The sequence below is a fragment of the Leptolyngbya sp. Heron Island J genome, from assembly GCF_000482245.1.
Taxonomy (GTDB): Bacteria; Cyanobacteriota; Cyanobacteriia; order Phormidesmidales; family Phormidesmidaceae; genus Leptothoe.
Window position 1 is genome coordinate 58,433 of sequence record NZ_AWNH01000098.1, and the last position, 22,450, is coordinate 80,882.

A 22,450-nucleotide genomic window follows, 5' to 3' on the forward strand; every position below is an offset into this window, starting at 1 on the left:
AGACAAAAAAATAAAAACGGAAAAAACGATCTGGCCGGACTCGCCAAATACACGAAAAATTCACGAACACCAAGGAATTAAGAGTTAACCAAGGTCTATTTTTGGATGTAGAGGCGTTCCATGGAACGCCTCTACAATCATGCTTCTTAGAGGTGGGGCAAACCATCAAACCCGATCGTTTTCAATGTATTGAAAAGGGCGGGACCAATGCCCACCCTGCCAAATTAGTCTTAGCTCAAAGCATTACACGACAACTTTGACCTTAAACACCAGCCTCTCATTCTCCACATCAACCACAACAGTATCTCCACCTTTGTAATCGCCTCGAAGAATACCTTTGGCAATGGTTGTCTCTAACTCTCGCTGAATCGCCCGCTTTAACGGTCTGGCTCCATATACGGGGTCGTAACCGACATCAGCCAAAAAGTCTAAGGCTGACTCTGATAACGATAGGCCAATCTTTTGATCCGCCAATCGTTTCTCTAGGGCCTGCACCTGAAGTTTGACAATCTCTCTTAGCTGAGACTTCAGTAAGCTATGGAAGATAATCATCTCGTCTACCCGGTTGAGAAACTCGGGCCGGAAGTTGGAACGCAGTGCATCCATGACCCGACTCCGCATTTCCTCATAGCGACTATCATCACCGGCTACATCCAAAATAAATTGGGAGCCGATGTTGCTGGTCATAATGATCACCGAGTTCTTGAAGTCTACGGTGCGGCCTTGAGAATCGGTGACGCGACCATCGTCGAGGATCTGCAACATGACATTGAACACATCGGGGTGAGCCTTTTCAATTTCATCAAAGAGAATCACTGAATAGGGACGACGACGCAGTGCTTCTGTGAGTTGACCTCCTTCGTCATAGCCGACATATCCCGGCGGGGCACCGATTAAACGAGAAACGGCATGCTTCTCCATGTACTCGGACATGTCGATGCGGACAATGGCTTCTTCTGTGTCAAATAGGTAGCTGGCCAGGGCTTTTGCTAGCTCTGTTTTACCGACACCGGTTGGCCCCAGGAAGATAAAGCTGGCGGTCGGTCGATTGGGGTCTGCCAACCCAGCCCGAGAGCGCTGGATGGCATCCGCAACAGCGGTGACGGCTTCGTCTTGACCAATGACTCGCTTGTGAAGTTCGTCTTCCAATAGCAACAGCTTTTGCATTTCTGACTGCACTAGCTTGCTGATGGGAATGCCGGTCCACTTAGAGATAATCTCGGCAATATCAGCCTCGGTGACTTCTTCGCGCAATAGGGTATGACCACTGGCTTGGGATGCGGCTAGCTTGTTTTCTGCATGGGAGACTTTTTCCTGCAGCTCGGTAAGCTTGCCATACTTAAGTTCAGCTGCGCGATTATAGTCGTAATCTCTCTCTGCCTGGGCAATTTCGATATTGACTTTGTCAATCTCTTCTTTAATGACTTGAATTTGATCAATTCCGTCTTTTTCTGACTGCCACTGGGCGTTGAGGGTACTTTGTTCTTCTTTGAGATTGGCAAGTTCTCTCTCTAAGCGTTCCAGACGCTCAATGGAAGCGACATCGGTTTCGTTTTTGAGTGAGAGTCTCTCCATTTCTAGCTGCAGGATCTTGCGATCGACTTCGTCTAGTTCTTCGGGCTTGGAGGTAATCTCCATTTTGAGTTTAGCGGCGGCTTCGTCCACCAGGTCAATCGCCTTATCGGGCAAGAAGCGATCGCTAATATAGCGAGTGGACAACGTTGCAGCGGCTACCAGAGCATTGTCAGCAATGGTGACACCATGGTGTAGCTCATAGCGTTCTTTCAGACCCCGCAGGATAGAAATTGTGTCGGCCACTGAGGGCTGATCAATATACACCTGCTGGAAGCGACGCTCTAAAGCGGCATCTTTTTCAATGTACTGGCGATATTCGTCAAGAGTAGTGGCACCAATACAGCGCAGCTCGCCACGGGCTAGCATGGGCTTCAGCAAGTTGCCTGCATCCATGGCTCCCTGAGTTGCCCCAGCGCCAACTACGGTATGAATTTCATCAATAAATAGGATGATTTGTCCCTGGGAGTCTGTGACTTCCTTGAGTACCGCTTTTAGACGTTCTTCAAATTCACCGCGATACTTGGCTCCAGCAATTAATGCACCCATGTCTAGGGCAATTAGTTTGCGATCGCGCAGCGACTGAGGCACATCATTATTAATAATCCGCTGGGCCATACCTTCAGCAATCGCCGTTTTACCCACACCCGGCTCACCAATCAGCACCGGATTATTTTTTGTACGGCGGGACAAAATTTGAATAGTTCGACGAATTTCATCATCCCGGCCAATCACCGGGTCGAGACGTCCCTCGCGAGCATACTCAGTCAGGTCACGTCCATATTTCTCTAGCGCTTCGTATTTACCTTCAGGGTTTTGATCGGTCACCTTTTGATGGCCTCGTACTTGTTTAACAGCATTTTTGAGCTGCTTGGCGTTGATACCCGCCTCCCGCAGCAGGGATTTACCAAAGCGGGCATCCTCAGGGTAGCCCAGTAGTAAATGTTCAATCGAAATATAATCGTCTTCAAATTCTTTGCGAAAGGCCTCAGCATTATCCAGCAGGGTATTCAAAGACCGACCTAAATATAGGTTGTCGCCTTGACCCTGCAGCTGGGGTTGTTTCCGCAAAAAAGCTTCAGTAGCAGTGCGCAGCTGATCGACGGAAGCTCCGGCTTTTTGCAAAATCCGACTGGCCAAGCCATCTTGATCGAGCAGCGCCAACATCAAGTGTTCGGTTTCAATTTGTTGATGCTGCCACTGTTTTGCCAGATCGGTCGTGGTTGCGATCGCAGCCCACGCCCGCTCAGTAAACTGATTAGGATTTGATGGTTGCATAGCCAAGCCTCCTCATGTGCGCCTGTTTGCATTCTAGGCAAATCCCCCAAGATCAGAGGGTCGGTGTTCCCCCAGCTAGCAGGTAGGTATTGCCGCCCATCAACGAGGGTTGTGAGTTTTATGAACTCAATTAGGACATATTCCACCAGAAATGCCAACTCAGACCTAGGCTGACATTACAAAACCGTAAGATCTACGGTTGCATGTTTCAACATCGCTAAAACCCTATCTATATTGGTTAGTACGCTGGTCTGTGATCCAGACAGTCTACTCTGTTGAGAGAATTAATCGGAATGAGAGCAATTTTGACTGCAATCCTGGCGCTCGTTGCCAGTGTAATGTTTGCCACGCCTGCCTATGCAGGTGATGTTGCCGCTGGGGAGAGAGTATTTACTAACAACTGTGCCACGTGCCACGCCGGTGGTAGCAATGCTGTGATATCTTCGCAGACCCTAAAGCAAGAAGCCCTGGAGCAGTATTTGTTTAACTATGGTACCGAGCATAATGTTGATGCGATCGCATATCAGGTCGCTAATGGTAGAGGTGCAATGCCTTCTTTTCAGGGACGAATCAGCGATAAAGCCATTGCCGATGTCGCCGCTTACGTCAAAGCTCAGTCTGAAAGTGGCTGGCAAGAATAAATCTAGGGTGCGATCGTAGCAACGAATTCTCTAGTCGCTCAAAAATCAAATACAAGAAAGCGCCCGAGCAATGCTTGGGCGCTTTTCTAATGAAAAAACAGATCAGCTTAGCAGCCAGGACTCACCACTTCAGCAAATTAAACTGCTCCATATCAACAGTGTCACGGTTGCGATAGATCGACAGCACAATGGCTAGACCCACAGCCGCTTCTGCAGCAGCAATCGTAATCACAAACACCGCAAATACCTGGCCCTTAATTTCAGCTGGGTCCAAATAATTAGAGAACGCCATTAGATTCAGGTTAACCGCGTTAAGCATCAGCTCAATCGACATCAGTACCCGAATGACATTGCGGCTGGTAACAAGACCGTAAATACCTATGCAGAAAAGCGCAGCGGCAAGAATCAAAAAGTACTCTAGTTGCATGGGTTCTAAATTTTTCCTCTTATGGATACTGGCGCATATCTGCCTTAGCTGTCCTGGGTATCGCTGCTAGCAGCTACTAGCTCACGAGGACGCTCGCGCAAGGTCAGAACTTTCTGCTCATCAGCTGGCTCATAGTCTGGAACATATTCCCGGCGGGCCAGAATGATCGCTCCAACTAGCGCCATCAGCAACAGTACCGATGCCAATTCAAACGGCAACAGAAAATCACTGAAGAAGTGCTGACCAATGACCTCAATCGAAGCTTCACCAGCAGGAATCGCTGAAGACAGCTGCCAGGACGTTGCTAACACCATGGAACTCAGCAGCGCGAACAAACCGGAACACACAGCAGCCGTGGCCACTTTACCAATCCAGGCATTGGCCACTGGCTGAAAGTCTTCTCGCTTGTTCACCAGCATGATGCCAAACAGAATCAAGATATTCACAGCACCCACGTAAACCAGGACTTGAGCCGCGGCAACAAACCCTGCATTCAACAGAATGTAAAGACCTGAAATACTGACGAACACCATGCCCAGCAAAAATGCTGAGTAAACAATGTTGGATAGCAGCACTACCCCTAGAGCTGCTGCCAACATCAAGACACCAAGGATGCCTAAGGAAACGAATTGTACGCCTTCTGCTAAGTTCACGGCTACTCCGATTATTTGGGCTGCTATAAGCTTGGCTGGTAGCTAGCTATCCAAACAGACGATAACAAACCACCTAGTCGGTTGCTTGCTCAGTTGTTGATGGTTTGGATGCTTCTATTTCTTCCAAGATCTCTTGAGGTAGTTTACCAGCGCGACGAGCTCCTTCGGGCAAATCATGGGGGTCCATAACTCCCTTGGGTAGATACGCCAGCTCTCGCATCGGGGTCACCATTGGATCATCGGTAACCTTATAGGGCAAACGACCTAGGGCAACACTATCGTAGTTCAGCTCATGGCGATCGTAAGCTGCAAGCTCATACTCCTCTGTCATCGATAGACAGTTGGTGGGGCAGTACTCTACGCAGTTGCCGCAAAAAATACAAACACCAAAGTCAATGCTGTAGTGGTCTAGTACCTTTTTCTTAGTCGCCTTATCAAAGGTCCAGTCAACCACAGGCAGATTGATAGGACAGACACGGACGCAGACTTCGCAAGAAATACACTTATCGAATTCAAAGTGAATACGACCACGATAACGTTCAGATGGAATTAGCTTTTCATAGGGATACTGCACCGTCACAGGGCGACGCTTCATATGATCAAAGGTTACAGATAGCCCCTGACCAATATACTTAGCGGCTTGGACGGTCTCTTTGGCGTAGTCGCCAACCTGCTTTAGAAAGTTGAGCATTGTTTTTACCCTCCAAACGCAAATGGGAATGCGAGCTTGAGTGCTGCTGTAAGTAGTAGATTGACCAAGGCAACCGGTAGCAAAAACTTCCAGCCCAGGTCTAAGAGCTGATCGATACGAACGCGAGGTACGGTCCACCGCAAAAGGACGGCGAGAAATACTAGAAAATAGGCCTTAATCAGGGTCATCATGATCCCCAAGGCGGCTGTAATCACCTGCAACCAGGGAGTAGTCTCGCTAATTCCCAAGCCATCAGCAATCACCTCTACAGGCACCGGGAAACTCCATCCACCCAGGTAGAGCACCGAAACTAACATGGCCGACAGAACTAAGTTGACGTAAGAGCCAACATAGAAGAGCCCGAACTTCATACCGCCATATTCAGTTTGGTAACCAGCGACAATCTCCTCCTCTGCTTCAGGTAAGTCAAAGGGCAGTCGCTCACATTCAGCCAGAGCTGCAATCCAGAACAAAATAAAACCAACCGGCTGTCGCCAAATATTCCAGCTCAGAATGCCGTAGCCTGCCTGCTGGTTAACAATATCTACGGTACTGAGGCTGTTGGACATCATCACTACAGCCAGCACAGCTAATGCCAGAGGAATTTCATAGCTGATGGACTGGGCTGTCGCTCGCAAACCTCCAAGCAACGAATACTTGTTATTGGAGGAATACCCAGACATTAAAAAACCAATGGGCGTTATGCTCGACAGGGCAATCCACAGGAAGATGCCTACGCCCAGGTCAGTAATCACCATGTTCTGCCCAAAAGGCACAACCAGATAAGAGACAAATACTGGAATCACCACTAAGGCCGGTCCCAATGTAAAGAGCCAGGGATCTGCCTGAGCAGGATTGATATCTTCTTTGAATATTAGTTTGACGCCATCGGCAGTGGCTTGCAGTGCACCGAGGGGGCCAACATACTCAGGGCCAATACGCTGTTGAGCAGCGGCTGATATTTTTCGTTCTAACCAAACTGCAATAAAGATACTAATTGTGGCGGCAATAAGTATCAACAACATCGGTAGTGGCATCCAAACCACTTTGGCTACGGCTGGGGGCAACCCCAGTGAGACTAATATTTCAATAAAGCTCGCTTGTAGGTCAATTCCAGAACTCATACCCAGCGTATATAGACGGAGTGGAGGGCCCAACGGCCAATTTCCTTAATGATTCTAACGCTTAATATGTCTTCAAAGGGGAAATTACTGGAGTAGCACCAATAGGAATTACTACTCATGGACATAGATTAAACATTAGTTATGCAAACTTACCCATACAAAAACCCCCCTTGATGCATATCAAGGGGGGCTGGAGTTCCTGAAAATCGTCACTGATATCAGTTTCGTTGGATTTATCAGTATTGACAAGAGGGGTGATGCCCATCACAAGGAAGAAATCAGGATCTATACGGAGCCATTGCGTACAGCAGTGGGGGGGTGGGCCTTCTTGTCCCAAAGCTGTAGACGCTCTGACACACTGGTGTATGCCTGTTCATGGGGGCCGGTATATATTTGCGTCGGTCGGAAAATACGGTTCTCGGCTAATTGTTCTTTCCAGTGGGCTAACCAACCAGCGACCCGTGCGATCGCAAATATTGGTGTAAATAAATCCGTTGGAATGCCTAGCTTCCGATAAACCAAGCCTGAGTAAAAGTCCACATTGGGATATACCCCCTTGTGGCCCAAACGTTCAGTAACAGCCGTCTCTAGCTCCAGAGCAATTTCGTAGTATTCATCCAGCCCAAACTTATCGAATAGCTGTTCAGCCAACCCTTGCAAAATCACCGCCCTGGGGTCCTTAACCTTATATACCCGATGGCCAAAGCCCATAATCTTAGCTTTACGGGCAATGCGATCGTCAACAAAGGGGCGGACATTGTCCACCGAGCCAATCTCCTGGAGCATCGCAATCACTTCTTCATTAGCACCACCATGAAGTGGACCAGCCAGGGTTCCCACTGCTGAGGCAACAACGGCATAGGGATCGGTCAGGGTTGAAGCCGTCACCATCGCTGAAAATGTGGAGGCGTTGATGGTGTGTTCAGCATGCAGCGTCAGGCACACATCAAAAATTCGAGCTGCCAGAGGATCGGGAACTTCCTCATTGAGCATGTACAAAAAATTGGCAGCATAGTCCAGATCGTCACGAGGTTGAACCGGATCATTTCCTTTACGAATGAGTTTGAACGCCGCCACCATGGTCGGAATTTTAGCCAATAGCCGGACAACGGCAGCTTGAATATAAGCTGGATCTTCCAAGGCCCGGCGAGAATAGAACAGTCCCAATGCAGCCGCACAGGCCTGGAGAGCATCCATAGGATGACCACTTTCCGGAAAGCACTTCATCATGTCCCGAATGCGATATTTCAACCGACGATGATGTTGGATTTCATCTTTAAAGGCATCCAGTTCTTGCTTGGTGGGCAAACCGCCCCAAATCAATAAATAAGCCGTTTCTAGAAAGGTGCTTTTCTGAGCCAACTCTTCAATACGAATGCCTCGGTATTCTAAAATCCCTTCCTGACCATTCACATAACTAATGCTGGATTCTGTCGCAGGAATTCCCTCTAAACCAGGGCGATATTCGCATAGGGTCATCTTTAGCCGTCCTATCGCTGCTCTCTTTTATTCTTTAAGGATATCGAGAAGTGTGCTATTCCGATATTTTCCTCTGATTGATATAAGTCTTTGTCAAAGGAAAATGACGTTTCACTAGAGCATTAAGCGAGGTGGCGCGAGCCAAAAAAGTTGGCTATGGCCAAGTGCGCTCCTCGCGGCAGGCACGGTTACCCCAATGATGCCAGCCTTTTTCAAAACCCAGCGGTTATCGATACTACCTTGTACCAGCAGTTGAGCCCATTGGCTCAGATCCGGTTCATGGCCGACAAGGGCCAGGCTCATAGGGTCAACCGACTGCCAGGCACCTAACCAATCTAACCAGTCTTGGACACTACCGTTGGGAGCCAATGGTTTGAAGACCTGATAATTCTGGGTTAAACCAGCTTGACAAAAAATTTCAGCCGTCTGAACCGCCCGTACTAATGGACTGGTTAGCAACATATCAAATCGCAATCTCAGGGTCAGTAATCGCTGGGCAGTTTTCTCAGTTTTACGAATTCCTTTTTCGATTAGGGGGCGCTGGTTGTCGTCAAGATAGGTACCGCGCTCGGCGGCAATCCCATGGCGAATAAAGTACACCGTTGTCACGTAGTCAGGGGAATGTGCCATACCTAGCCCTAGTCGCCCTAGTCCGTATTCATCACCCCGTCCTTAGGGTTAATTAGTTTCAGCAGCTTTTGTTTGATCTGCACATCAAACACTTCCCATTTCAGCCGGTTATAGTCACTATTCTCATAAAAGCCAGACAAAAAGCCCACGGGCACTTCAAAACCACCAGCCGTCGAACGACCACCACCAAAAAAGCGACCCTGGTCATCTTGGCCAAAGGCTTCTTTGATAAATTCATCTGGATCAAGGGTGATTTTACTGGTGCGTAGGGAGCCAATCACCACTTCGCGCTCGTCGTCTTCGTCATGGACAATGCCATACACAACCGCAGTGTGAACGTCCTCTTCAGTTAGAAGAAAGTCGGTAGCCTGGGGGATCGCATCACGATCTTCGTAGCGCAAGTAGCCCACCCCGGCAATGGAGACACTGTTTTGAATATTACGGTTACGTAGCGATCGCTCAATCACATCCATGGCACGTTTTGAGCGAGCGGCCTGGAGAATAGCGCTAAGCAACTGCGCATCGCAATACTGACTAAGATAAGCCGCTGCCATAAAATCTGCTTCAGCCGCCTGCATGAGTTGCCCCGTATCCGACCTCAATCCATGCATCAACGCAGTGGCACATTTGACATGTTTACTATTGCTACGGTCGAGATCCAGGAGCCCAGCCTGCAAATACTGGGTCAAAATAGTGGCGGTGGCTCGGGCTTCTGGACGAATATCTGCAAACTCTGCTTGAGACTTACCTTGCACAGTATGGTGGTCAATGACGACTAATAAGGGCACACCTGCCTTATTAACCTGCTCCAGGAGTTGGCTGGTGGTGCCTTGAGTATCGACCAACACATAGCCTACATACTGCGATAAATCTGGTTTCTTTTTACTTTGCCAGCGTTTGGCCGGTAAGTTAGTAAGCTTCACCAATGCAATGTTTTCTTGATGGCTCAGCGTCCCTGAATAGAAAATATCGCAGTCCACATCATAAGCAGCAGCAATTAGCTGATACGCCCAGGCTGAGGAGAGCGCATCAGGATCGGGAAAGTCTTGAATTACAACCAGCTGCCGACTGCCAGCATGGGTGATTAATAAATGACGTAGTGATGCCGCAGGGCCATCGCTTAAATCCACGTTTGGTCTGTAACTGGTCCGGTTAGTAGATTTAAGCAATGCGTCTTGGGATGCCATGCGTGCAAGAAATTAGGTTGGAGTTGAAGAAGATAATTGGAAGAACGTAAGTGGATTAACCCGTGAGACCAATTACATACTTACGCCATTCTTGATGAGCATCTCCACGCGTGTGGCGGGCAATTTCAAAATAAAGACTGCTATAGGGTTTGCGGGGTGTAATCCGCAGCGGCATTCTAGCCTCTTTAGGTGTACGATTTCCTTTTTTAACATTGCAACGCACACAGGCTGATACCATATTCTCCCAGACTTCCTTCCCACCACGAGACCGGGGAACGACATGATCTAGGGTCAGCCCATCACCAGCATAACCGCAGTACTGACAGGTATGATTATCGCGATATAGCAGATTACGTCGCGTTAGGGGAATTTCCTTGTAGGGTATGCGAACATAGTGACGTAAGCGGATAACTGTGGGTAAGGGAAAGTTCGCGTATACAGAGCGACCGTTATGTTCCACAGTTTCGGCTTTACCCTTGATAATCAACACAATGGCTCTACGCCAGCTTGTGATGTTCAAGGGCTCATAAGAAGCATTTAAGACTAGAACCTTGCTCATTGAGGTTCATCGAAAAGTTGTGATTTGATACTAACACAGGTCGCTGAGGTGCTTTGACACTTGCGATACTGTGTCTGTGGTGTGCTGTTTTGGTCAAGGAGATACAAGATGTTGAAGTGGGATGATACGCCGAGTGTGTCAGCCATGCGATGCTCACGCGCCTGGGTAGAAGTCAATTTGGATGCGGTCTATCACAACGTATGCCTGTTTCGTGGGTTGTTGCGACCGACGACTGAGCTGATGGCTGTGGTCAAAGCGGATGCCTATGGTCATGGTGCTGTTGCGGTGGCTCAAACTGCTTTAGCGGCGGGGGCGACATGGCTGGGGGTAGCAACGGTACCCGAAGGTATTGAACTGCGTCAGGCTGGAATAAATGCTCCTATTTTGGTCATGGGAGCGTTACATCATGCCGAAGAAGTACGGGCTCTGGCTCGCTGGCAACTGCAGCCCACTATAGTCACGCCCAAACAAGCGCTGGTGTTTGCTGAAGCTTTGAGCGACGCCTGTCTACCACTACCCGTACACATTAAGTTGGATACGGGGATGTCACGGTTGGGCTTTGATTGGCAGCGGGCCTTAGAGTTTATTGAGTTTGTAGGCAGACTGCCGGCATTGCAAATAACTAGCCTTTATTCTCATTTTGCAACAGCAGACGATCCAGATGAGACAGAAATGCGTCGTCAACATGAGCGGTTTGAGAGTGCGATCGCAACTCTCAAAAATCACAACCAATTACCTGCCCATCTACACCTAGCCAACACAGCAGCGACCCTTACAGATGCCAACGCACTACAGTACGACATGGCACGGGTTGGGCTTGGTCTATATGGCCTAGCGCCTGCACCACACCTGCAATCCTCACTCAAACTTAAACCCGCCTTAGCAGTTAAGGCACGTATTACCCACATTAAAACTATTCCGGCTGGGACTGGGGTCAGCTATGGCCATCAGTTTATTGCCCAACATCCCATGACCATCGCCGTAGTAGGCATTGGTTATGCCGATGGTGTCCCTCGTCAGCTGTCGAACCAGCTCACAGTGTTAATTGGCGATCGGCACATTCGTCAGATTGGCGCGATCACCATGGACCAACTGATGCTAGACGTGTCTGACATCCACGGTCTCAGGGAAGGCGATATCGTTACCCTGCTCGGCAATTCGGCCTCCCACCAAATCACCGCAGACGACTGGGCCAAAGGCATTGGCACGATTTCATGGGAAATTTTATGCGGCTTTAAACACCGATTACCGCGGATTATGAAAAAAAAGAGCGCCAGAGAGCTTTACCCTACAGAAGATAGCTTGTTATAATGCAGCTCTGACCTTGGAGAGGTGGCTGAGTGGTTGAAAGCGGCTCCCTGCTAAGGAGTTATAGGGCGTAAGCTCTATCGAGGGTTCGAATCCCTCCCTCTCCGTTTTGATTTCATCGTTTCTCATCAGCTAACGGCTGGCATTGTGTACGGCCCATAGTAGCCGTTCTGAGCTAGCGTTTGGATGTGCAAAGGAAAACAAATGCTGAAATGTGAGGCGGCCTGAGCGATCTACAACAAACTGGGCTGGCAACGGTGCTCCCAACGCCTGACCTGTACCATATTGGCGAAACACGCTGCAGTCAGGATCCACTAAGAGCGGCATCTCTAGCCCCAAATCACTATGGACAATTTTGCTTTGACGCATATCAGTGCTTGTAATCATCAGCACCTCCGCCCCTAGCTGTGCAAACTTCTTATAGGCAACCACCATCGACACAATGTGTGGATAGCAGAACGGGCAGTACTGCTTTTCCGTAAAAATACGTGTAAATACAATGACTACAACTGACCTCTGACGATAGTTAGACAGCTGAATGGGAGCCCTTTGGCCGACTACAGATAGCTCAAAATCAGGTAGGGTTTGACCTACTCGAAACTTGCTAAGTGCAGGTAATGGCAAAAAATTTTTAACAAACCTTTGACTAATGACCCCTCGAAAATCCATAGAGGTCAGCCTGAAAGCTGTTGTCATTGATGACTAAAAGTTGAGATTTAAGAGCTTGCGGTCAGTAAGGCGGTCGCTAAATCGACGCAAAGAATTCCTTAGACTTCACAGGATCAGGATTCATCGTCTTTTCACCCGGCGTCCACCCTGCCGGACACACTTCATCAGGATGCGACTGCACGTGCTGGATTGCCTGTAGAACACGCAACGTTTCATCAACGCTACGGCCAAAGGATAGGTTATTGATAGTGGAATGCTGTACTACCCCATCCTTATCAATGATAAATAACCCACGTAAAGCGACTCCTGCCTCATGCTCCAGTACATTGTAAGCAGCACTAACTTCCTTTTTAATATCTGAGACTAAAGGATACGCTAAGTCACCCAGGCCACCTTCTTTGCGCTCAGTTTGAATCCAGGCTAAGTGAGAAAATTCACTATCAACCGAGACTCCCAATACTTCTGTGTTTAACCCCTTAAATTCTCCATACTGGTCGCTGAAGGCTGTGATTTCAGTCGGGCAAACAAAGGTGAAATCTAGCGGATAGAAAAATAGAACAACGTACTGGCCACGATAGTCAGATAGCTTAATAGTTTTAAACTCTTGATCAACTACAGCGGTTGCCGTGAAATCAGGAGCAGGTTGACCAACGCGCAGACATCCTTCCGCTGGGGTAATCATCCGTTTGTCTCCCACAAAAAATCCAATTAACTACTGTGCCAGCAAACATGAGCCACAGATGATTTCAAAGTAAGTCATTCACCAGCAAAAGCAACGCTCGATATCAGCACCGCTTACTTTTCAGACACAAGTCATTAGATACACTTACTCGATCGGCTCCACCAAACTAGCAGCACAGTCCTTAGAGTACCGCGTTATATCAAATAAAAAAATAAAAATGGCTCAGACGTGATTTGAACACGTGACCAAGGGCTTATGAGTCCCCTGCTCTACCACTGAGCTACTGAGCCGGTTTAGTTACTTCAGATGCAGTAACTCATTAAATTTATCACGAAATGTCAAGGAACCACATAGAGAATTGAAGTACTTATCAGTCTCTTTTATCAGGGGCTGTGAGTGCAGCTTTTATCAGGTTTATATCCTGGTCCTGGCTCAAAAAAACGCCAGCCTTCTAAAAGACTGGCGTTTCTAATAATCAAAGGAGCTAGAGACCAAAACTATACCGTGGCTGATTGAGAGGATAAATCGAGTTGCTAAAAGCGTCAGATACCAACATCTTGCACCTGAAATCAACCGAAATCAGCAACACTAAACTATTTATCGGTTGGGCAACATTGCCATGGGATTCACTGTGCCACGATCAGGTAGATGAACCTCAAAGTGTAAGTGAGGCCCAGTGCTATAGCCAGTACTACCCATATCAGCAATGTGCTGACCTTGAGCCACACGTTGCCCCGGTCTAACCGTAATCCGACTGTTGTGAGCGTAGCGGGTCATACTGCCATCGGCGTGGCGAACTTCAACTAAATTGCCATACCCACCCGAGTTCCAGCCAGCGCGTTCAACAACACCAGCCGCTGCAGATACAATCGGCGTGCCCACAGGGCCTGCCACATCAATACCGCGATGCATACGTCCCCAACGCCAACCATAACCAGAAGTCAAAGTGCCATGGGTAGGCCAGATATAGCCATTGAAATAGTCAGGTGCTTCTGGCAAATACTCATCAGCAGACGGCATGATCGGCATCTCAGGAGATACCACTTGCCCAGCCGCTGGAGTGGGCGAAGATACATAAACGCTGGGATCGAGGGGAGCTGCTGCCAACAACTCAGACTGCTGAGACGAGCTACTAGTAGAAACAGCTCTTGCTTCTAAGCGATCGCTCTGAAACTCCGGATTAACAACCGTCGTATCAGGGGCTAGGGTTGACGGATTCAATGCAATATCACTGTCAGCGTCCAAACTACCAACATCCGAGGCCAGCTCAGTGTCAGCCGATACAAGCAACTCCTGAGCAGAGCTAACTTCTGCCAACAAATCAGCTGTATAGGGATCTTCAACAGTGACAGTAGAAATCTCTGACTCAACGAGTGTGTCAGGCTGGGCAACGATAGCACCACCCTGTCCACCACGCAATCGCTGTAAGGTGGAGGAACTATTGATTCGGTTCTCAACCGTTGACTGCAATCGGCTTAAACGAGTGCCATCAAAATCACTAAGAGACGAGGATGCAGTAAGGGCAGGAGCATCCTGATCTAAGGAAGCCATCTCCTCAGCAACTCCTAGATCTTCAATGACCTCCTCTGGCATGGCTAAGGTTTCACCAGCTACGATAAAGTCAGGATCATCTAGGCCATTAGTCTCTGCAATGCGATCAGAAGTCGTCCCTAAGGAAATGGCAATGTCCTCAACGGTATCGCCAGGACGGACCTCATAACCTGCAGGTGATTGCAGCATCAAATCTTCAGACGATGAGGCAATTGATGCATCTGCAGTCGATGTAGGTAATTCAACTTGCAGTTCATCAACCGTCTCAGTTTGCAGGCTATTGGTCTGATTGCTCGATTCAAGCCGCTTTAGATCAGCCTGGAACCCATCAGACTGAGACACAAGACCAGCTGAGCGAAGAGAAACGTCTCCAGTTAGCTCTTCAGTAGCCACAACAGCTGGTGCATCTACTGTCCTCGACAGCTCATTAGCAGCCTGTGGCAATTTTGAAACAGTGCTGTTGTCAGCATTAGGAATGCCTGCAACCAAGCGTTCAAGATTGGGAGTTTGAGTCTGCTCTCCAAAATTTCCCTGAACACCTGGAAGGAGAGAAACTAAGGTTGGTGACGTTACTGACTCTTCGCTAGGAACCTTAATAACCTGGCCGACTTGAAGAGTAGCATCAGGCGATATACGGTTTGCAAGCTTAATATCTTGAATCTCAACATGATGCTCTTTGGCAATCTGCCAAAGACTATCCCCTTGCTCAACCGTGTGATACACGGCTTGACCATTGACTAAAGGTTGCTCCAGACGACCGTGGAGTACAGATGGCAACTGGGGTGATTCGCTTGAGTTTGCCGAGGTTGTAATCGCGAAAGATTCAACAGCTGCGGTGGCTTCACTATCTGCGAATAAAACTCCAGATGCACCAACTGAGAGTGCAAGTCCCAGCATAGCGACAGACTTTGACCTGCCAGCGTTTCCAGACGGAGCTTGCTCAACAACAGCATTCACGCAGGAAAAACATGAATGGCTTGTTTCAGACTTGGGCTCCTGAAAATTTGCTCGTTTCAAGGAATAACCTCCTAAATGACCAGCGTTCAACTGTTCGAAACCAACTTGTCCCTATGCAGTTGCCCGATAGCAGGCCGTTGACTACAAGTTGAATTAGGTAGATGAGGCACATGCGCAGGGTTGAAAAATACTCCTGACAGGCTAATACCTTTCTTACCCAACTTAGGCAAGTTTACACGACTTAATCAAAAGATCAATCCTGCACAAAACAAGTTCCATTGGACTCTCCAAAATCAACACAAAATTGAATTTGCTATGGATTTTTTTTTGGATAAGGGGTTAGGACTGCTTTCTGGAATTCCCGAAATCCTTTTGTAGGAGACTGTTTAAGCCATCGTGCTCAAGTTGTCTCAGGAAGCATTTATGGACAAAAGTACGCCAAACCGTCCTCACTAGTGAATGCTAGAGCTGAGTGCTCTAAACAGTCTTGTATCCTAGGTTTCCCAGTTGTTTTATGCATTTGAACGCAATGCTGAGGTGGAGATGGCTCGACCATGATAGAAAATTTTTATCGCAGGAATGCTTGATTTGTATCTCAGGTAACTGTCCTAGGGAAGGGGATAAATGGCTAAACAGAGTATCTGGCAAATGAGCGCAGAGCTGAATTGGAGGCTCATACAGCAATAGAAGACGATGACTCTCGCTGCCAACCCATCGTCTCGCGTTAAACAGTGGTTAGAGAAAAGTGATCTATATATCTATAGGTTCATAGATATATAGTCTGATTGGTTACCATACCAGACAGGGTATTGCTGTGCTGAGGCTATTTTATTTCAGCAGGGAAAGATAGATGATCAAGCTGCCTCAGGGCTTCAAAAAGTCCGATTGCCGCGCTCACTGACAGATTCAAACTCCGCACGCTATCGTGCAGCATGGGAATTTTAGCCGTGTGTTCACATGACTCTAGCAATGTTTCAGGAAGACCTTGGCTCTCGCTGCCAAATAATAGCCAGTCATCCTCTTGATACTTAATCTCTACGTAGCTATATGTGCTTTTGGTCGTGAAGCCAATCAGTCTCCCCCCCCGACTTTGTTGATATTGGTAAAAGCTTCCGAGGTTTGGGTGGACCTGCAAATTAACGTGTGGCCAATAATCTAATCCCGCTCGCTTGAGATAGCGATCGCTAAGTTCAAACCCAAGCGGCTCCACAAGATGGAGTTCAGTCGCTGTGGCAGCACATGTACGGGCAATATTGCCTGTGTTTGGCGGGATCTCGGGATAAACAAGGACAATTTTGGGCATTGACATCATTCTAAATAGGGCACTCTTCTGTCTCAATTAGGCTTTTTTGTGTTCCGATGCCCATTTCGAACCACTTTTATATAGGAGTTACTAATCAATCGATCGAAGTAATTGGCTCAGACCCGTTTTTAAATGTCCTGATGGATGAAACGGCTGAATACACTATCAATCCATAGCATTGACCAATCAATCGCTTCTTAATATATAACTATAGGTTTTCATCGAGAAACGTTGAAGGTGTGAGGCTAAGCAGGTTGGCATAAATCGCTTTGTAGTGCTTGTTCCTGCCGCTCCATAATCTGAATGGTTTGAGCAATTACCTGGGATACGTCTGAGCCAGACTCCACTTGCTTTAACCAGTTTTGTGCCTGGTTGCCTTCCCTCAAGATTTGTTTGATAGGCGTTAGAAAACAGGCAATGCCATGGGCTTTAGCCATGGGTAGGACCTGGTTGTAAAGCTGAGTGATCCAGTCCGTCGCATTAATCACTTTACCGTTATGCCAATGTCGCAACTGGGCATTGAGGCTCGCCTTAGCAACTGCTTGTTCGTTGGCATGAATAATCGCTAGCAAATCATTATGACGATTATTCATAGGCAACTGACTGGATACCAGAGGGTCCAGCCTTGGATCTTGCTGAAGTTGAAGAATACGTGATTCGAGGAGGGCCGTAATTGCCAACAAATGAATCGGATCGGTCACTAAATCCGAAATCCGAATTTCAAGACGATTTAGATTATAAGGACGGCAATCTCCGTTGGGGCGCACTGAGTTCCATAGGTGCCTGACATTTTGCATCGTACCCAGCTTGAGCTGGGCTTCCGTCCACTGAATAAAGTGAGCGTGACTTTCAAATAGGGGAACTTGTTTAGGAGTTTGGGGAAACACATGCCAGCGAGTGGAATGATAGCCAGTCACTTGGTGATCGAGAAACGGAGATGACGCACTTAGGGCCAAAATTAAAGGAGCTTCAGCCCTAATTAGCCGACAGGCACGCATCAACACCTCTGGGTCACTAATACCAATATTGATATGGATACTAGCAGTTACTACATCGGTACCATAAGTGTTCTCAATGTAGGCATGATAAGGATTTTGTGGATCGGATCGATAAAAGACCTGACTATTGCCGGTGGATAAAGTACTACCAGGAATAAGGGTATAGCCTGAATCGAGGCTATCTAGAAAACGTCTGAGTCGACGTCGGGGAGTAACCAATTCACAGAGCAACTGTTCATATTGATGTAAGGGTGGAGTAGTGTACTCAACGTTGCGACTGTCGGGTTCTCGAACAAATCCGCTTAAGGATTTCACAATTTTGTCGGACAGACCGATGATTTCTCCATCGGTGCGGCCAGTATACATTTCGACTTCAAACCCTTTTGACAGCAGCACGATGTTACTCCGATGTAAGCGCTTTACGTTTTGCAAGCGTGGCACCTGTCCATCTTAAAGGCTGAGGCGTGGACTGGAGCGGTCGCTTCGTGATGGGTTTTAGTCTAGACCAGCAAAATCTAGCTTGAGTTAATTTGCTTTCTGTATCATCTATGTATAGAGGGAAATATATAAGAAAAATTCTCTATCTCTATATAAATAGAAAATAATTCCATAAGCCACGTGTAAATGGCGAAGGTAATGGGGCGATGACTCACTATATGTATCGCTACATATATATAGATAGGCAAAAAGTTTTTCGGTATGGATGCCGTTGCTGTTGTAGTTATGAACATAGAGTCGTGATTAGACTAGTTGCATCCCTAACCCGGTCATGAATTGGGCATTCTAAGAGAGAACAGGTTGGGTAATCCCATTTACCAATGCAATTATTGGAGGGAGATAGGTTAAGCTACTAGGAATAGATACCTAGTTACACATCTGCTGTCTTATAGGTTTAGTTAGTGTGAATCGGGATATTTTAACTTTTACTTCTGATGATGCCGCTGCAGACGATCACTCTATCGTGCGTCTGAGTGATGATGCTTGTCAGCAAGTAAGTATCAAAACTGAAAAATCTGCTCCTCGACAGCGTAGAATTGTGGCCTCTGTGGCTATCCCACAATCACTGGAGCAGGTGTGGGTGGTGCTGACAGATTATGAGCGATTGGCAGATTTTATTCCTAACTTGACGAGCAGTCGTCTGTTAAGTTGTCCCAATGGTGGCATTCGTTTAGAGCAAATTGGGGCGCAGTGTTTTCTGAACTTTCAATTCTGCGCTCGGGTCATTTTGGATATGACAGAAGTCTTCCCTCAAGAAATTGGGTTTTCCATGGTTGAAGGTGACTTCAAAAAGTTCATGGGCAGATGGACGTTAAGCCCTGCTTTGTTAGGTGATGAGGCAGCTACAATATTGTCCTATGAGCTGATGGTACAACCACCGCTGGCAATGCCTGTACAGCTGATTGAGAGACACATTTGTCACAACCTGACTCAAAATTTGATGGCAATTTGCGATCGTGCCACAGAGCAATTTGCTTAAGTAAACAGCTTTTTCCGTATTTATCTTATTTATGATGAGTAGGTTCTAGGGCCCCAGCAATGGGATCAGGTTTTGGGTTATTCTGCCCCGAAGCCAACACTCGGCAGACCATACAAGAAATAATGAGGAGGCAGGAATGCAGAAGGTACTTGCATCCGTAGAGTTTTAATGCTCTAAATTGTTCTAAACAAACTTTCTATCTGCTACGGACGTCATATCGCGAGCAGGTAGGCTGCACAATGCTCATAACAAGACCATTGTGCTCGCTATATACACGTATTAGACAAAAGAGGTCGCTGATAAGTTTATCAGCGACCCCTTTTTAATACCCCCAGGGGAATTCGAATCCCCGTCGCCTCCGTGAAAGGGAGGTGTCCTAGGCCTCTAGACGATGGGGGCCTATGGGCATGGCTTAATTGCCCTTGCCTATATAAATATACAAATTTGAGGGAATCAATGTCAAACCTATCTCGGTAGTTTTTTCTAAATTCTGGTCGTATTGGCTGTGAAGGGGATGTCGATCAGGCAAATTAAGCTAACTTACGAGAGTTTCGTAGTCGAATAAGCTGCCGCCGCATTTCAGGTGATGCCTCTAATGCAGCAATTTCCTGGATATTGATTTGCGATTCCAGGGATTCTAAATACTCATCCTCTCCATAGCTATAGGCATCTACCAGGGTTTCTATCAATGCACTGTTGTCCGTGCTATCAAGGGAAAGTTCATTTTCGATAATGCGAAACTTGAGATGGACCTCACATTCATAAATGTTAACATTGTCGGTTTGGCTGGACTGGCCAGGACGTTTTTCCATAGTTTAGTTCCAGGGATGGACCTTTAACGCGAAAAGTAAAGCCGGATAGGGGATAGGAGATGATTGACATCAGATTTACCTGATAGTTGACGCATTACTGTTGCCTTGAAGAATTCAACTAGTTAAATAGAGCCCACTTTCTGCTAAGCAATAACATCTGATTCGGTTGATTCATTTTAGGAGTAAGCAGCAAAAAAATAGCCAACAAAACTACTTTTTACAATCAACTAAATCTCAATAGAACCTGATATATACTTCCTTTATATTTTCATAAATTACCGAAATAATTAGCCTTGAGCCGTCTCTAATGTTTTCAGAAATGTTGATTTCCTAGAAACCCTTATTAGACCAGTAAGCTTTTTAGTTAATTAAAATAATTCAGAATAATGCATTGACTTAAGCCACACTAAAAAGTTTTCTAGAAGTATTTTTAATCACATATTTGATTGATTTTCTTGCAAAACAAAGCATGTACTTCAAAAGCTACAATTTTGTAGCGAGTGTTTACAGATGCTAAATTAGAAGTCTTATGATTTTGTCAATAGGTTAGGGTTCTCGAACAGCGTAAAATAGTATTGTCTGTTATTACGGCATAACCTTGCCGTCTTGCTTTTTGAATCAGCCTGCCCCACCTAATTTAAGCATGGAGCCTTTGACCCGCACTCAGGTACTAGTTGCGATCGCAGCAACCGCATTGGTGCTGTTTATTTTGGCTCGTCTATGGCTCGTCCTAGATACTGTTGAACAGCTGCCCAGTCAGCTTGGGATCTATCCAGTCGGTATAGGTTTACTTTTGGGAATAGGAATTACCCTGGTCAGCAGTCTCTTCTATCGAATTTGGCCTCGATATCGTCGCAGTGCCGAAGTCTATCTGGACTACATCTTGAAGCCCCTCGCCTTACCAGATGTACTGTGGTTAGGACTACTGCCCGGCATTAGTGAAGAGCTGCTGTTTCGGGGAGTTATGCTACCGGCTTTGGGAGCTAACTACTTGGCACTGGGGCTGTCTAGCTTATGTTTCGGCTTGCTACACATGAGTGATTTACGCCAGTGGCCATATATGGTGTGGGCAACTTGTGTGGGAGGGATATTAGGCTATAGCGCTCTGGTTAGCCAAAATCTGTTGGTGCCAGTGGTGGCTCATGTATTTACTAATATAGTGTCTAGTTTAGTTTGGAAACTCAAGACTTCAGATCTAGCCGCACATTGAGAAACTGAAATCTATTTTGGTGTCTACTTCAAATCCACAGCCATTGAGATCGGTTGGTTTACCTGATATTGAGCAGATACTAGGCTTAGCTGTCTTCGATGCGGTTGGTTTACCGCGTGACTACTTCATTACGTCACAGCACGAAGATATCGACTGGGTGAAGCTGGTTTTCCAGTCATTAGGGCTGCAGCAATTGATGGTCTCGACCATGGGGTTACCGGATTTAAACCACGCCATGATCCGTACCAAGGTGGGCAATATCGTCATCATCTGCTGCGAATCCCAGTACATTGCGTTGCTGCTCAAACGAGCCCTGCCCCAAGAGCAGCCTCAAATAGATAACACCTGGGTGGATTGGGTTTGTGAGATTGAGACCAAGGTGGTGAGAACTCACCCGCACTTCAGAGCTGTTTAATGTCTGACATAGGTCAAACGTCCGTCTTTAATCTGAACGACAGGATGACTCGATGATCGTACTAGCTGTTCATCATGGGTCGTAACGATGACAGTGATGCCCATGGAGTTGAGTTTTTCGAGAATCTTGATAACCTGACGGGAATTATCTACGTCCAGATTGCCAGTAGGTTCATCAGCCAGCAGTAGCGGAGGAGTACTGACAACCGCACGAGCAATGCTGACTCGCTGCTGTTCTCCCCCTGATAGCTGGTCGGGGAAGCAATTTGCCTTATGTTGCAAACCTACCATTCGCAGCGTGGGTCGTAGGCGACGATTGATTTCTCGCCGGTTATATCCCTGCGCCCAAAGGACAAAGGAAACATTTTCCGCAACCGTACGACGAGGAATCAGCTTATAGTCTTGAAAAACAATACCAATACGACGGCGTAACATGGCTAGCCGATTGCCACGCAGTTTTGCCAGGTTTTGTCCATCCACCAGGATATCTCCAGATGTGGCCCGCTCTTGACCATAGAGCAACTTGAGTAAGGTAGATTTGCCAGCACCGGAAGGCCCTGTCACAAATAAAAAGTCACCGCGTCTAACCTGCAAATTGAGGTTGCGTAATGCCTGGCTACCATTTTCGTAGGTTTTATTAACCCCAGTTAAAGCCACCAGAGGAGATTGAGCGCTGTTGGGGCTAGCTTGGGATTTTTTATTGGCCTTCTGAGATGATGGATTAACCGGCACCGTCTGAAACTTTACAGCACGCCTGGTTGGCGAATCCTGAGGACGGCGGCGACTGTAAGGGGTTTGGGGCGGAGTCACGGTGGATGTCATTGGGGA

General features: G+C 47.2%; 21 protein-coding genes and 3 tRNA genes. 6 read left to right on the top strand and 18 right to left on the bottom strand.

Annotation, left to right across the window (positions count from 1 at the left end):
- Positions 1-243: 243 nt before the first annotated feature.
- Positions 244-2,850, bottom strand: coding sequence for an ATP-dependent chaperone ClpB (clpB, locus tag N836_RS65410; protein ID WP_023075628.1), 2,607 nt, complete (start codon positions 2,848-2,850; stop codon positions 244-246).
- Between the two features lie 293 nt (positions 2,851-3,143).
- Between clpB and N836_RS65415 the strand changes: the two genes are divergently transcribed.
- Positions 3,144-3,491 (top strand): c-type cytochrome, encoded by a 348-nt coding sequence (locus N836_RS65415; RefSeq protein WP_023075629.1) that lies wholly within the window; start codon positions 3,144-3,146, stop codon positions 3,489-3,491.
- A 121-nt stretch (positions 3,492-3,612) separates the two neighbouring features.
- Here N836_RS65415 and nuoK read toward each other — a convergent pair whose 3' ends face one another.
- The 8 genes from nuoK to N836_RS65455 all read right to left on the bottom strand — a co-directional run bounded on the left by nuoK (position 3,613) and on the right by N836_RS65455 (position 10,241).
- The gene (gene nuoK / locus N836_RS65420) at positions 3,613-3,918 is read right to left on the bottom strand and encodes an NADH-quinone oxidoreductase subunit NuoK (RefSeq protein WP_023075630.1); all 306 of its coding nucleotides are present in this window, start codon (positions 3,916-3,918) and stop codon (positions 3,613-3,615) included.
- 44 nt (positions 3,919-3,962) lie between these two features.
- Positions 3,963-4,571 (bottom strand): NADH-quinone oxidoreductase subunit J, encoded by a 609-nt coding sequence (locus N836_RS65425; protein ID WP_023075631.1) that lies wholly within the window; start codon positions 4,569-4,571, stop codon positions 3,963-3,965.
- Positions 4,572-4,644: 73 nt separating this feature from the next.
- Entirely contained in the window at positions 4,645-5,262 is a 618-nt protein-coding gene (gene ndhI, locus N836_RS65430) for an NAD(P)H-quinone oxidoreductase subunit I (RefSeq protein WP_023075632.1), read from the bottom strand.
- Positions 5,263-5,267: 5 nt separating this feature from the next.
- Positions 5,268-6,386: an NADH-quinone oxidoreductase subunit NuoH gene (gene nuoH, locus N836_RS65435; protein ID WP_023075633.1), complete on the bottom strand. Its 1,119-nt coding sequence runs from the start codon at positions 6,384-6,386 to the stop codon at positions 5,268-5,270.
- A gap of 285 nt (positions 6,387-6,671) precedes the next feature.
- Entirely contained in the window at positions 6,672-7,865 is a 1,194-nt protein-coding gene (locus tag N836_RS65440; RefSeq protein ID WP_023075635.1) for a citrate synthase, read from the bottom strand.
- Between the two features lie 114 nt (positions 7,866-7,979).
- Positions 7,980-8,495 carry a phosphohistidine phosphatase SixA gene (sixA, locus tag N836_RS65445; protein ID WP_023075636.1) on the bottom strand — a complete coding sequence of 172 codons (516 nt, stop codon included), beginning with the start codon at positions 8,493-8,495 and terminating at the stop codon, positions 7,980-7,982.
- Positions 8,496-8,512: 17 nt separating this feature from the next.
- Positions 8,513-9,682 (bottom strand): DHH family phosphoesterase, encoded by a 1,170-nt coding sequence (locus tag N836_RS65450; protein WP_023075637.1) that lies wholly within the window; start codon positions 9,680-9,682, stop codon positions 8,513-8,515.
- A gap of 55 nt (positions 9,683-9,737) precedes the next feature.
- A complete protein-coding gene (locus tag N836_RS65455) occupies positions 9,738-10,241 on the bottom strand; it encodes an HNH endonuclease (RefSeq protein ID WP_023075638.1) in 504 nt (167 codons plus the stop codon).
- A 108-nt stretch (positions 10,242-10,349) separates the two neighbouring features.
- Here N836_RS65455 and alr point away from each other — a divergent pair, with 108 nt between their 5' ends.
- Both alr and N836_RS65465 read left to right on the top strand, forming a co-directional pair.
- Positions 10,350-11,552 carry an alanine racemase gene (gene alr, locus N836_RS65460; protein WP_023075639.1) on the top strand — a complete coding sequence of 401 codons (1,203 nt, stop codon included), beginning with the start codon at positions 10,350-10,352 and terminating at the stop codon, positions 11,550-11,552.
- A gap of 15 nt (positions 11,553-11,567) precedes the next feature.
- Positions 11,568-11,656 (top strand) — tRNA-Ser (locus N836_RS65465).
- Positions 11,657-11,681: 25 nt separating this feature from the next.
- Here N836_RS65465 and N836_RS65470 read toward each other — a convergent pair.
- From N836_RS65470 to gshA, 6 genes are all read right to left on the bottom strand, one after another.
- Positions 11,682-12,245, bottom strand: coding sequence for a peroxiredoxin family protein (locus N836_RS65470; protein WP_031293927.1), 564 nt, complete (start codon positions 12,243-12,245; stop codon positions 11,682-11,684).
- 49 nt (positions 12,246-12,294) lie between these two features.
- Complete coding sequence (locus N836_RS65475; protein ID WP_023075641.1) at positions 12,295-12,900, bottom strand: peroxiredoxin; 606 nt, start codon at positions 12,898-12,900, stop codon at positions 12,295-12,297.
- Positions 12,901-13,118: 218 nt separating this feature from the next.
- A tRNA-Met gene (locus N836_RS65480) sits at positions 13,119-13,190 on the bottom strand.
- 307 nt (positions 13,191-13,497) lie between these two features.
- Positions 13,498-15,348 carry a peptidoglycan DD-metalloendopeptidase family protein gene (locus N836_RS73815; protein WP_023075642.1) on the bottom strand — a complete coding sequence of 617 codons (1,851 nt, stop codon included), beginning with the start codon at positions 15,346-15,348 and terminating at the stop codon, positions 13,498-13,500.
- Positions 15,349-16,231: 883 nt separating this feature from the next.
- Positions 16,232-16,711, bottom strand: a complete 480-nt coding sequence (locus N836_RS65485) for a tRNA (cytidine(34)-2'-O)-methyltransferase (protein ID WP_023075644.1) — start codon at positions 16,709-16,711, stop codon at positions 16,232-16,234.
- Between the two features lie 245 nt (positions 16,712-16,956).
- Positions 16,957-18,105 (bottom strand): glutamate--cysteine ligase, encoded by a 1,149-nt coding sequence (gene gshA / locus N836_RS65490; protein WP_023075645.1) that lies wholly within the window; start codon positions 18,103-18,105, stop codon positions 16,957-16,959.
- Between the two features lie 505 nt (positions 18,106-18,610).
- Here gshA and N836_RS65495 point away from each other — a divergent pair.
- Entirely contained in the window at positions 18,611-19,186 is a 576-nt protein-coding gene (locus N836_RS65495; RefSeq protein WP_023075646.1) for an SRPBCC family protein, read from the top strand.
- A gap of 326 nt (positions 19,187-19,512) precedes the next feature.
- Here the strand turns inward: N836_RS65495 and N836_RS65500 are convergent.
- Both N836_RS65500 and N836_RS65505 read right to left on the bottom strand, forming a co-directional pair.
- Positions 19,513-19,585, bottom strand: a tRNA-Glu gene (locus tag N836_RS65500).
- A 131-nt stretch (positions 19,586-19,716) separates the two neighbouring features.
- A complete protein-coding gene (locus tag N836_RS65505; RefSeq protein ID WP_023075647.1) occupies positions 19,717-19,998 on the bottom strand; it encodes an Npun_R1517 family heterocyst differentiation transcriptional regulator in 282 nt (93 codons plus the stop codon).
- A 643-nt stretch (positions 19,999-20,641) separates the two neighbouring features.
- Between N836_RS65505 and N836_RS65510 the strand changes: the two genes are divergently transcribed.
- Positions 20,642-21,208 carry a CPBP family intramembrane glutamic endopeptidase gene (locus N836_RS65510; protein WP_023075648.1) on the top strand — a complete coding sequence of 189 codons (567 nt, stop codon included), beginning with the start codon at positions 20,642-20,644 and terminating at the stop codon, positions 21,206-21,208.
- Positions 21,209-21,227: 19 nt separating this feature from the next.
- Positions 21,228-21,623: a hypothetical protein gene (locus N836_RS65515; protein WP_023075649.1), complete on the top strand. Its 396-nt coding sequence runs from the start codon at positions 21,228-21,230 to the stop codon at positions 21,621-21,623.
- Here N836_RS65515 and ftsE read toward each other — a convergent pair.
- Positions 21,620-22,444, bottom strand: a complete 825-nt coding sequence (gene ftsE / locus N836_RS65520) for a cell division ATP-binding protein FtsE (RefSeq protein ID WP_023075650.1) — start codon at positions 22,442-22,444, stop codon at positions 21,620-21,622. The genes N836_RS65515 and ftsE overlap by 4 nt on opposite strands.
- Positions 22,445-22,450: the final 6 nt, after the last annotated feature.

Bases quoted from the DNA above. Each gene is read 5' to 3' on its own strand.
- clpB (WP_023075628.1), bottom strand. From the start codon at position 2,850: ATGCAACCATCAAATCCTAATCAGTTTACTGAGCGGGCGTGGGCTGCG.
- N836_RS65415 (WP_023075629.1), top strand. From the start codon at position 3,144: ATGAGAGCAATTTTGACTGCAATCCTGGCGCTCGTTGCCAGTGTAATG.
- nuoK (WP_023075630.1), bottom strand. From the start codon at position 3,918: ATGCAACTAGAGTACTTTTTGATTCTTGCCGCTGCGCTTTTCTGCATA.
- ndhI (WP_023075632.1), bottom strand. From the start codon at position 5,262: ATGCTCAACTTTCTAAAGCAGGTTGGCGACTACGCCAAAGAGACCGTC.
- nuoH (WP_023075633.1), bottom strand. From the start codon at position 6,386: ATGAGTTCTGGAATTGACCTACAAGCGAGCTTTATTGAAATATTAGTC.
- N836_RS65440 (WP_023075635.1), bottom strand. From the start codon at position 7,865: ATGACCCTATGCGAATATCGCCCTGGTTTAGAGGGAATTCCTGCGACA.
- sixA (WP_023075636.1), bottom strand. From the start codon at position 8,495: ATGGCACATTCCCCTGACTACGTGACAACGGTGTACTTTATTCGCCAT.
- N836_RS65450 (WP_023075637.1), bottom strand. From the start codon at position 9,682: ATGGCATCCCAAGACGCATTGCTTAAATCTACTAACCGGACCAGTTAC.
- N836_RS65455 (WP_023075638.1), bottom strand. From the start codon at position 10,241: ATGAGCAAGGTTCTAGTCTTAAATGCTTCTTATGAGCCCTTGAACATC.
- alr (WP_023075639.1), top strand. From the start codon at position 10,350: ATGTTGAAGTGGGATGATACGCCGAGTGTGTCAGCCATGCGATGCTCA.
- N836_RS65470 (WP_031293927.1), bottom strand. From the start codon at position 12,245: ATGACAACAGCTTTCAGGCTGACCTCTATGGATTTTCGAGGGGTCATT.
- N836_RS65475 (WP_023075641.1), bottom strand. From the start codon at position 12,900: ATGATTACCCCAGCGGAAGGATGTCTGCGCGTTGGTCAACCTGCTCCT.
- N836_RS73815 (WP_023075642.1), bottom strand. From the start codon at position 15,348: ATGCTGGGACTTGCACTCTCAGTTGGTGCATCTGGAGTTTTATTCGCA.
- N836_RS65485 (WP_023075644.1), bottom strand. From the start codon at position 16,711: ATGCCCAAAATTGTCCTTGTTTATCCCGAGATCCCGCCAAACACAGGC.
- N836_RS65505 (WP_023075647.1), bottom strand. From the start codon at position 19,998: ATGGAAAAACGTCCTGGCCAGTCCAGCCAAACCGACAATGTTAACATT.
- N836_RS65510 (WP_023075648.1), top strand. From the start codon at position 20,642: ATGGAGCCTTTGACCCGCACTCAGGTACTAGTTGCGATCGCAGCAACC.
- ftsE (WP_023075650.1), bottom strand. From the start codon at position 22,444: ATGACATCCACCGTGACTCCGCCCCAAACCCCTTACAGTCGCCGCCGT.